We start from the raw sequence: 8,487 nt of genomic DNA, 5'->3' as shown, positions 1-8,487 counted from the left end.
GCGGCGGTCCGGAGCGCGGCGAGGCGGCGGACCCCGCCGAGGCGGGCGCGGTCGAGGCGCCCGGGGCCGGTGCCGCGGTCGACCCCGACGTCGGGGCGGGGGGTGTCGCCGCGGCCGGGGTCGCGGCGGGGCCGGCTTCCGCCGGGACGGCCCGAGAGCTGTCGTTCATGGCGGTCCTCAAATGCGGTATCCGGCGCCGGGCACCGTCAGGATGACGGGCGGCTCGCCGAGCTTGCGGCGCAGTGTCATCACCGTGACGCGGACGACGTTGGTGAAGGGGTCGGTGTTCTCGTCCCAGGCCTTCTCGAGCAGTTGCTCGGCCGAGACCACCGCGCCGTCGGCGCGCATCAGCACGTCGAGGACGGCGAACTCCTTGGGCGACAGGTGCACCGGCACCCCCTCGCGCAACACCTCGCGCCGGTTCGGGTCGAGCCGGATGCCGGCCCGCTCCAGGACCGGCGGCAGCGGGGAGACGGCCCGCCGGCCGAGCGCGCGCACCCGGGCGATCAGCTCGCTGAACGCGAACGGCTTGGGCAGGTAGTCGTCGGCGCCCAATTCCAGACCCTCGACCCGGTCGCTGACGTCGCCGGCGGCGGTCAGCATCAGCACCCGCATCGGGATGCCGGTGTCCACGACCGCCCGGCACACGTCGTCGCCGTGCACGATCGGCAGGTCCCGGTCGAGCACCACCACGTCGTAGTCGTTGACGGCGATCCGCTCCAGGGCGGCCTCCCCGTCGTATACGACATCGACGGCCATGGCCTCTCGGCGCAACCCGGTAGCGACCGCGTCCGCCAGAAGCTGCTCGTCCTCGACTACGAGAACCCGCACCGGCTGTGCCTCCTGCTCGAAAGACTCGAAAGCTTCACGGGACGCGAAGGAATCGAGGATGAAGACGGGGATGGAGATGAGGTGGATCCGTTGTCCATCTTCCCTCGCGGCCCGGTAAAGCCCCGGTAAGCCGGCGCCGGACCCGATCCGGCCCGGGGCGGGCGCGGCCGGCCCCGGCGTACATGTCCGGTTGCCGACGTTACGGGACCCCCCGAAGGAGGGAAGGATTCCGGTACGCCCCGGAAAGTCCGACACCGGATCGTTGGCTCGCACAAGTCCCCTGGTCAGACCCCTGGATCGAGGGGCCGCAAAGGCCCCGCCTCGGTGGTTTCCCCGGCGTTGCACGGGGGGTAGGACAACCGAAACCGGCGACGACGAGTGACATTGGGGCGGCCTTATGGACGAATTCACGGCCGGCGTACTGCGGCGCATACGTGAGACCGAACAGGCGTTGAAGCAGGCATGCGACACCGGTGACGATTTCCTCGTCGAGGTCGAGCAGTCCGAGTTGGACGATCTTCTGCGGATGGCGTCGGAGCACGGCGTGCGGGTGCTGCCCGAGAGCGCCTGAGCCACACCGGCCACACATCACCGCGGTACAGCAGCAGACACACCCGTTCTTGTTTCCCCCGGCGAGGTCCCCAGCGGACGCCGGGGGTTCGGCTGTCCGGCCGAGACCCGTGAGGCCCGGATCACCTCGATCCGGGCCTCACGCATGAGCGGATCTACGCGTGCAGAGCGGCCAGGGCGTCCTGTAGCTCCGCGCGCAGTCCGGCGGGGGCGGCCAGGCACATCGTCGAGCCGTCCGCCTCGGGCCACAGGTCGACAAACACCTCGGCGCCGGCCTCGCGGGCGATCAGCGCGCCGGCCGCGACGTCCCACGGGTTCAGGCCGCGTTCGTAGTAGGCGTCGACCCGGCCCGCCGCCACCGAGCACAGGTCGATCGCGGCCGAGCCCGCCCGGCGCAGGTCGCGCACCCGCGGGAGCAGCGCGGCGATCGCCGCGGCCTGTCGGGTGCGCCGCTCGACGGTGTAGCCGAATCCGGTCGCCACCAGCGCCCGGGCCGCCGGGACCGCGGGCCGGCAGTGGATCGGCTTGCCGTTGCGGAAGGCGCCGCCGTCGCGCACGGCGTGGAAGGTCTCGCCGACCACCGGGACCTCGACCACGCCCAGGAGCGTGCCCTCGGCGGTCTCGGCGGCGATCGACACGCACCAGCCGGGTAGGTCGTACAGGTAGTTGACGGTGCCGTCGATCGGGTCGATCACCCACCGCACCCCGCTGCTGCCCTCGCTCGCGTCGCCCTCCTCGCCGAGGAAGCCGTCGTGCGGTCGATGCGCCCGGATGCGTTCGATGATCAGCTTCTCCGCGGCCGTGTCCATCTCGGTGACCACGTCGGTGGGGCTGCTCTTGGTCGCCGCGACGCCGAGGTCGGCGGGGCGCTCGTGCAGCAGGAAGCCTCCGGTGTGGCGCGCCGCGTCGCGGGCGATGGCCAGGAGTTCCGCGGTGTCGATCGTCATGGGTCCATCCTGCCGGAGCGCTCGCCCAGGAGCGCCGCCCCGCGCGGCGCCCGCCCGGGCGCCTGCGGGTCGGCGGCCGACGCCCCGGGGCGCGGACGCAGGGTCCGGGGGTCGGGACAGCAGCCGACGGGGCACACGTCGTGCGCGGCGCCCAGCACGCCCAGCGCGCACCGCGCGGGCGCCTCGCCGCGCACCGTCGCGGCCCGCTCGAGCACAAGTTCGCGCACCGCGGCGGCGAACCTGGGGTCGGCGCCGGTGGTCGCGGCCCGGGCCAGCGGCAGGCCGATCCGGGCGGCCGTGGCGGCGGCCTCGACGTCGAGGTCGTAGACCACCTCCATGTGGTCGGACAGGAATCCGATCGGCACCAGCACGACGGCGGGCACCCCGGCCGCGCCCAGTTCGACGAGATGGTCGTTGACATCCGGCTCCAGCCAAGGGACCTGCGGGGGGCCGCTGCGGCTGGAGTACACCAGGTCCCAGTCGTGTTCGCGGCCGACCGCGCGCGCGACGCCGTCGGCGACCAGGCGCGCGGTCTCCCGGTGCTGGGTGACGTAGGCGTTGCCGGCCGGGCCCGCGGTGCGTGCGGTGGCCGTGGGGATCGAGTGGGTGACCATCACCAGACGGGCGCCGGCCCGGACCTGCTCGGGCAGCCGCGCCAACGCCTCCGCCGTGTGGTCCACCAGCGGCTCGACGAAGCCCGGGTGGTTGAAGAAGTGCCGCAGCTTGTCGAACACCGGGGCCCGCTCGCCGACTTCGGCGCGGGCCGCGAGCAGGTTCTCGTGGTACTGCGCGCAGCCCGAGTAGGAGCCGTAGGCGCTGGTCACCAGGACCGCGGCGCGTTCGATCCCGTCGTCGGCCATCCGGCGCACGGTGTCCGCCAGGTAGGGGCGCCAGTTGCGGTTGCCCCAGTAGACGGGCAGCCGCACCCCGTGGGCGGCGAGGTCGGCCTCCACCGCCGCGATCAGCGCCCGGTTCTGCGCGTTGATCGGACTGGCGCCGCCGAAGTGCGCGTAGTGGCCGGCCGCCTCCTCGAGGCGTTCGCGGGGGACTCCGCGTCCCGCGGTCACGTTCTCCAGGAACGGCAGTACCTCGTCGGGGGCGTCCGGGCCGCCGAAGGAGAGCACCAGGAGCGCGTCGAACGGCTCGGGGTCGGGGGCCTGTGTCGCGTACATGCCTGTGATCCTCGCATCGTGCGCCGCCCCCGCCCACATCACACCCCGGGCTGCGGGGGTGTGGCGCGGGTGAGTTGCCGCCCATCCTCCGGCGACCCCTTCCCGGTCCGTTGACCGGCGGGTAATGTCCGGCAGATCCCGCGTCCGACCCCAGGAGGAATCCCGTTGAGCAGCGCCGGCCCCGCCGTCTCCAAGACGCCCCCCGCCTGGCGGAACTGGACCGGGAACCAGTCCGCGCGACCGCACTCGGTACTCACCCCGGGATCGGCGGAGGAGATCTCGGCCGCGGTCCGCCGCGCCGCCGCGCAGGGGCTCTCGGTCAAGGCCGTCGGCGCCGGTCACTCGTTCACCTCGATCGCGGTGACCGACGGCGTGCAGATCCGCCCGGAGGGGCTGACCGAGGTGCACGCGCTCGACCGCGCGGCCGGCACCATCACGGTCGGCTCCGGGATGCGGCTGAGCGACTTCAACACGCTGCTCACCGGGTACGGCCTCGCGCTGACCAACATGGGCGACATCGCGGTGCAGAGCCTGGCCGGCGCCACCTCCACCGGCACCCACGGCACGGGTCGGGCGTCCGGCTCGCTGGCGGCGCAGATCCGCGGCATGGAGATCGTGCTGGCCGACGGCGAGATCACCACGTGCTCGCCGACCGAGAACGCCGAGTTGTTCGCGGGTGCCCGGGTCGGTCTGGGTGCGCTGGGCATCGTGACCGCGCTGACCTTCGACGTCGAGCCGAGCTTCCTGTTGGAGGCGCGCGAGGAGCCGATGCGGTTCGACGCGGTGCTCGCCGACTTCGACGAGCTGTGCGCGGACAACGAGCACTTCGAGTTCTACTGGTTCCCGCACACCGACAACTGCAACGTGAAGCGCAACAACCGGATCGAGGGGCCGGCGAAGCCGCTGTCGAAGGCGCGTTTCCTGCTCGACGACGAGTTGTTGTCCAACGGGGTGTTCTCACTCGCGTGTCGGGTCGGCCGCGCCGCGCCGCGCACGGTGCCCACCATCGCCCGGCTCTCCAGCCGCGCGTTGTCGGCGCGCACCTACTCGGACACCTCGCACAAGGTGTTCACCAGTCCGCGCCGGGTGCGCTTCATCGAGATGGAGTACGCGCTGCCGCGCGCGGCGGCGACCGAGGCGCTGACCGAGGTGCGCGCGTTCGTGGACGCCGCCGGTCTGCCGATCGGCTTCCCGGTCGAGGTGCGCGTGGCCCCGGCGGACGATCTGTGGATGTCCACCGCGTACGGGCGCGAGACCGCCTACATCGCGGTGCACCTGTACAAGGGGACGCCGCACGAGCGGTACTTCACCGAGGTGGAGAAGATCATGGTGGCCCATGGCGGGCGCCCGCACTGGGGCAAGATGCACACCCGCGACGCGAATTACCTGGCCGACCTCTATCCGAGGTTCGCCGACTTCACGGCGCTGCGGAACCGGGTGGACCCGGAGCGCCGCTTCGGCAACGACTATCTGCGTCGGGTGCTGGGCGACTGAGACACCGGGGGCGCCGGTCAGTCAGCGGGTGCCCGCGCCCGACCCCGCGTTCGCGTTCGTGCCGCCCCGGCCACCCGCCTCGTTTCCGGCCGCCGCGCCGCCGCCGGCGTCCGTGTCGCCGCCGGCCGAGCCGCCCGCCGGGGGTGTGGTCGGGGACGCGGGCGTGGTCGGCGGCGTGGAGCCGGTCGGGTTCGACGAGGCGCTGCCGCTGGGTCGGGTGGTCGGGGTGGTCGAGGGGATCGAGGTCGCGCCCCCGCCGCCGTTCGGGGTCGACGTGGCCTTGTCGCCGGTGTCCGGGGCGTGGCTCGACGTCGATCCGGTCGATCCGGTCGGGCCGGGGGTGGCCCCGCCGGGCGACTTCGGGGTGTCGTTTCGGGTGCGCTTGTCGTCGACGATGCGCGAGATGGTCGAGCCGTCGTCGCCGTGCCCGAACAGGCTCGCGAAGGAACGACCGATCGCGGTCTCGGCGAGGGTGACCACGCCCATCGCCACCACGAACACCACCACCGCGCCGACCAGCGAACGCGCCAGCCAGACCCGCCGCTCGCCGGTCGGGGCGGGCTCCGCCCCGGGGGTGGTCCCGGCCTCGCCCGGGGTCCGGGTGTACTCGCCGACCGGCAGCACCATCGTCTCGTCGGTCGCCCGCCCCGGATCGGCCACGCCCGTCGGCCGGTCGGGGATCGCGGTCGGCTCGGTGGCCGGCCCGCTCTCGGGCGGCGGGGTCAGCGTCGCGCGCACGTCGCGCAGTTGTTCGCCGGTGCGCCGGAACAGGTGGACGTAGACCGCGCTTCCGACGGTGGCGACCACGCTCGCGAGCGCCGCGCCGATCACCGTCCCGGCGACGCCGAGGGTGGAGAGCAGGAACGCCGAGGAGATGGCCGCCAGGGCACTGCCCACGACCTGTACCCCATTGACATCGATCCGGCGACGTTCACGCTCGGTCCTTTCCGGCATCACTTTCCTTGCACGTTCGTTCACAACCGGCGGCTAATCATGAAAAACACGACTTCACCCTGGTTACGACTGAACGGCCCAGCGACATCGTTCCAATCGGCCCAATCTTGTGATCGACATCACCCCGGACGGCCGAAAACGACTCGTCCGAACGGGACGCGCCGATGCGGCGCGGTGTGTCCCGGTAGAGCCCCCGAATGGAGTACTGTTCACGCCAGGTTCCGGAAAGGCCTGTGCGCGAAGGGGGAGGCGACCGACCGCAGGGGTCAGGGTGGGGCACCGCCCCGGTATCTACCCGAAATGGTGTAACCAAGGCAATTCGGCCAGTCAGGTAATAAATCCGACACGCCGGACAACTCGGTCAGGTTGTGGTCATGCCGAGGCTGGGCAGGTCACACTCGTAGCGGGAGCAACGACGCAGGTGACGTCGGCAGGCACCACCCGGGAGGTCCCCATGCCCGAACTGCGTGTCGTGGCCGTCAGCAACGACGGCACACGGTTGGTGCTGAAGGCTGCCGACGGCACTGAGTACATGTTGCCCATCGACGAGCGGCTCCGCGCCGCCGTCCGGGGCGACCGCGCCAGACTCGGTCAGATCGAGATCGAGGTCGAGAGCCAGCTGCGTCCGCGTGACATCCAGGCCCGGATAAGGGCCGGTGCCACCGCGGAGGAGGTCGCACAGCTCGCCGGCATCCCCGTGGACCGCGTACGGCGGTTCGAGGGTCCGGTGCTCGCCGAGCGTGCCTTCATGGCCGAGCGTGCCCGCAAGACCCCGATCCGCCGGCAGGGCGAGACCACCGGTCCGCTGCTCGGCGAGATCGTCACCGAGCGACTGCACCTGCGCGGCGCCGACTCCGAGTCGGTGCAGTGGGATTCGTGGCGCCGCGACGACGGCAGCTGGGAGATCCTGCTGCTGTACCGCGCCGACGGCGAGATGCGCTCGGCGAGTTGGAGCTTCGACCCGCCCCGCCGCCTGGTCACCACCAACGACGACGAGGCGCGTTCGCTGATCGGCGAGCACCCGGCGGCGTCCGAGACCCCGTTCCCGTTTCGCCCGCGCCTGGCCACCATCCCGCGCGAGAGCGACGACGACGCGATCACCAGCCTGCTCGACGCCGTACCCGGACTGCGCGGCGAGCCGGCCGCACAGGAGCGGCAGGCCTCCCCCGGACCGATGCGGATCGACGTCACCGCGCTGGCCGAGCGCCCGCGCGTGGGCAGCATCGAGCGTACGGAGCGGCCCGAGCGCCCGGAGCGGATCGAACGTGTCGAGCGGCCCGAGCGGATCGAACGCGCGGAGCGGGCGGAACGCCCCGAGCGCGCCGAGCCGATCGAGGAAGAGGAGACCCAGGCCCCCGCCGCGGCGGCGGGCGCGGGCAGCGCCTACGAGAACGTGCTGGTGCCGCGCGGTGTGGTCGGCCCGCACCGCGAGCGGCTGGTCGGCAGCACCGACCGGCAGGCCGAGGCCGACGGGGTGCGCCCCGGCCGCCGGGCGACCGTGCCCAGTTGGGACGAGATCGTCTTCGGCAGCAGGCGCAAACGGCGCGAATAACCACGAACGACGGGAAAAGACGACGGGAAAAGGAGCCGAGGTCTTCCTCGGCTCCTTTTCCGTGTCCCGACCCCGGCGGCGCCGACCGCTCGCGGCTACTCGCCCGTGGCCACCGGGCGTTCCGGGTCGGAGATCCAGTCGCTCCACGAACCGGCGTACAGCGCGGCGGGTACGCCGATCAGGTGCAGCGCCAGCACCTCGTGCGCGGCGGTCGCGCCGGAGCCGCAGTAGGCGGCCACCCGCGCGCCGGGAACCACGCCCTTGCTCGCGAAGTATTCCGCCAGCGCGGCGGGTTCGCGGAACCGGCCGTCGGCTTGGGTGTAGTCGGTCGCGGGCGCGCTGACCGCGCCGGGGATGTGGCCGGCCTTGGCGTCGATCGGCTCGGTCTCGCCGCGGAAACGTTCCCCGGCGCGCGCGTCGAGCAGCACGCCGCCACCCGCCACGAACGCCGCGGTCTGGTCCGCGTCGAGCCGGGTCGTACCGCCGGGGCGCGGTACGAAGGTGCCCGGCTCGGCGGGTGCCGGCACCACGTCGGTGACCGGCAGGTTCGCCGCCGTCCAGGCGCCGAGGCCGCCGTCGAGCACGCGCACCCGGTCGTGACCGAAGTGGCGCAACAACCACCACGCGCGTGCCGCGGCGACGCTCTGCCCCGCGTCGTAGACGACCACGTCGGTCTCCGGGCCGATCCCGTACCGCCGCATGGCCGCGCCGAACGCGGCCGGTTCGGGCACCGGATGCCGGCCGCCGGCGCCGGTCGGGGTGTGCGGTCCCGACAACTCCTTCGCGAGGTCGACGAAGTGCGCGCCGGGCACGTGTGCGACCCGATAGGCGTCGATGCCGGGCGGGCCACCCAGTTGCCAGGAGACGTCGAGCACGATCGGGGGCGACGAACCGTCCAGGGCGGCGGCCAGGTCGGCCGCGCTGATCAGGGAACTCATGACGGCATCCTGCCTCGTGTGACGGCTCG

9 protein-coding genes are annotated in these 8,487 nt (G+C 72.7%); 4 read left to right on the top strand and 5 right to left on the bottom strand.

The window, feature by feature from the left end:
* A partial coding sequence (locus tag ACWGR4_RS42250) for a hypothetical protein (RefSeq protein WP_452134319.1) occupies positions 1 to 215 on the top strand: 215 nt, incomplete at its 5' end.
* On the opposite strand, the gene ACWGR4_RS42245 is transcribed toward ACWGR4_RS42250, so the two are convergent.
* Complete coding sequence (locus ACWGR4_RS42245) at positions 178 to 831, bottom strand: response regulator transcription factor (RefSeq protein WP_078974953.1); 654 nt, start codon at positions 829 to 831, stop codon at positions 178 to 180. The genes ACWGR4_RS42250 and ACWGR4_RS42245 overlap by 38 nt on opposite strands.
* Before the next feature lie 397 nt (positions 832 to 1,228).
* Between ACWGR4_RS42245 and ACWGR4_RS42240 the strand changes: the two genes are divergently transcribed.
* Positions 1,229 to 1,402, top strand: coding sequence for a hypothetical protein (locus tag ACWGR4_RS42240; protein WP_020555845.1), 174 nt, complete (start codon positions 1,229 to 1,231; stop codon positions 1,400 to 1,402).
* 154 nt (positions 1,403 to 1,556) lie between these two features.
* On the opposite strand, the gene ACWGR4_RS42235 is transcribed toward ACWGR4_RS42240, so the two are convergent.
* Positions 1,557 to 2,348, bottom strand: coding sequence for an inositol monophosphatase family protein (locus ACWGR4_RS42235; protein ID WP_452131838.1), 792 nt, complete (start codon positions 2,346 to 2,348; stop codon positions 1,557 to 1,559).
* Positions 2,345 to 3,520 (bottom strand): ferrochelatase, encoded by a 1,176-nt coding sequence (locus ACWGR4_RS42230; protein WP_452131839.1) that lies wholly within the window; start codon positions 3,518 to 3,520, stop codon positions 2,345 to 2,347. The genes ACWGR4_RS42235 and ACWGR4_RS42230 overlap by 4 nt, the downstream gene beginning before the upstream one ends.
* 159 nt (positions 3,521 to 3,679) lie before the next feature.
* Between ACWGR4_RS42230 and ACWGR4_RS42225 the strand changes: the two genes are divergently transcribed.
* Positions 3,680 to 5,014, top strand: coding sequence for a D-arabinono-1,4-lactone oxidase (locus ACWGR4_RS42225; protein WP_452131850.1), 1,335 nt, complete (start codon positions 3,680 to 3,682; stop codon positions 5,012 to 5,014).
* A gap of 21 nt (positions 5,015 to 5,035) precedes the next feature.
* Here the strand turns inward: ACWGR4_RS42225 and ACWGR4_RS42220 are convergent, their stop codons facing one another.
* Positions 5,036 to 5,968 (bottom strand): hypothetical protein, encoded by a 933-nt coding sequence (locus tag ACWGR4_RS42220; RefSeq protein ID WP_452131840.1) that lies wholly within the window; start codon positions 5,966 to 5,968, stop codon positions 5,036 to 5,038.
* Positions 5,969 to 6,389: 421 nt separating this feature from the next.
* On the opposite strand from ACWGR4_RS42220, the gene sepH reads away from it, so the two are divergent.
* Positions 6,390 to 7,520, top strand: coding sequence for a septation protein SepH (gene sepH, locus ACWGR4_RS42215; RefSeq protein ID WP_379996076.1), 1,131 nt, complete (start codon positions 6,390 to 6,392; stop codon positions 7,518 to 7,520).
* A 95-nt stretch (positions 7,521 to 7,615) separates the two neighbouring features.
* Here sepH and ACWGR4_RS42210 read toward each other — a convergent pair whose 3' ends face one another.
* A complete protein-coding gene (locus ACWGR4_RS42210; protein ID WP_452131841.1) occupies positions 7,616 to 8,458 on the bottom strand; it encodes a sulfurtransferase in 843 nt (280 codons plus the stop codon).
* Between the last annotated feature and the right edge of the window lie 29 nt (positions 8,459 to 8,487).

Source organism: Embleya sp. NPDC055664 (assembly GCF_053618075.1).
The sequence above is the reverse complement of the archived record's forward strand: the minus strand, read 5'-3'. Positions and strand labels throughout refer to the sequence as shown.

Excerpts from the sequence above, each read along its gene's own strand:
- ACWGR4_RS42240 (WP_020555845.1), top strand. The coding sequence starts at position 1,229 with ATGGACGAATTCACGGCCGGCGTACTGCGGCGCATACGTGAGACCGAA.
- ACWGR4_RS42235 (WP_452131838.1), bottom strand. The coding sequence starts at position 2,348 with ATGACGATCGACACCGCGGAACTCCTGGCCATCGCCCGCGACGCGGCG.
- ACWGR4_RS42230 (WP_452131839.1), bottom strand. The coding sequence starts at position 3,520 with ATGTACGCGACACAGGCCCCCGACCCCGAGCCGTTCGACGCGCTCCTG.
- ACWGR4_RS42220 (WP_452131840.1), bottom strand. The coding sequence starts at position 5,968 with ATGCCGGAAAGGACCGAGCGTGAACGTCGCCGGATCGATGTCAATGGG.
- ACWGR4_RS42210 (WP_452131841.1), bottom strand. The coding sequence starts at position 8,458 with ATGAGTTCCCTGATCAGCGCGGCCGACCTGGCCGCCGCCCTGGACGGT.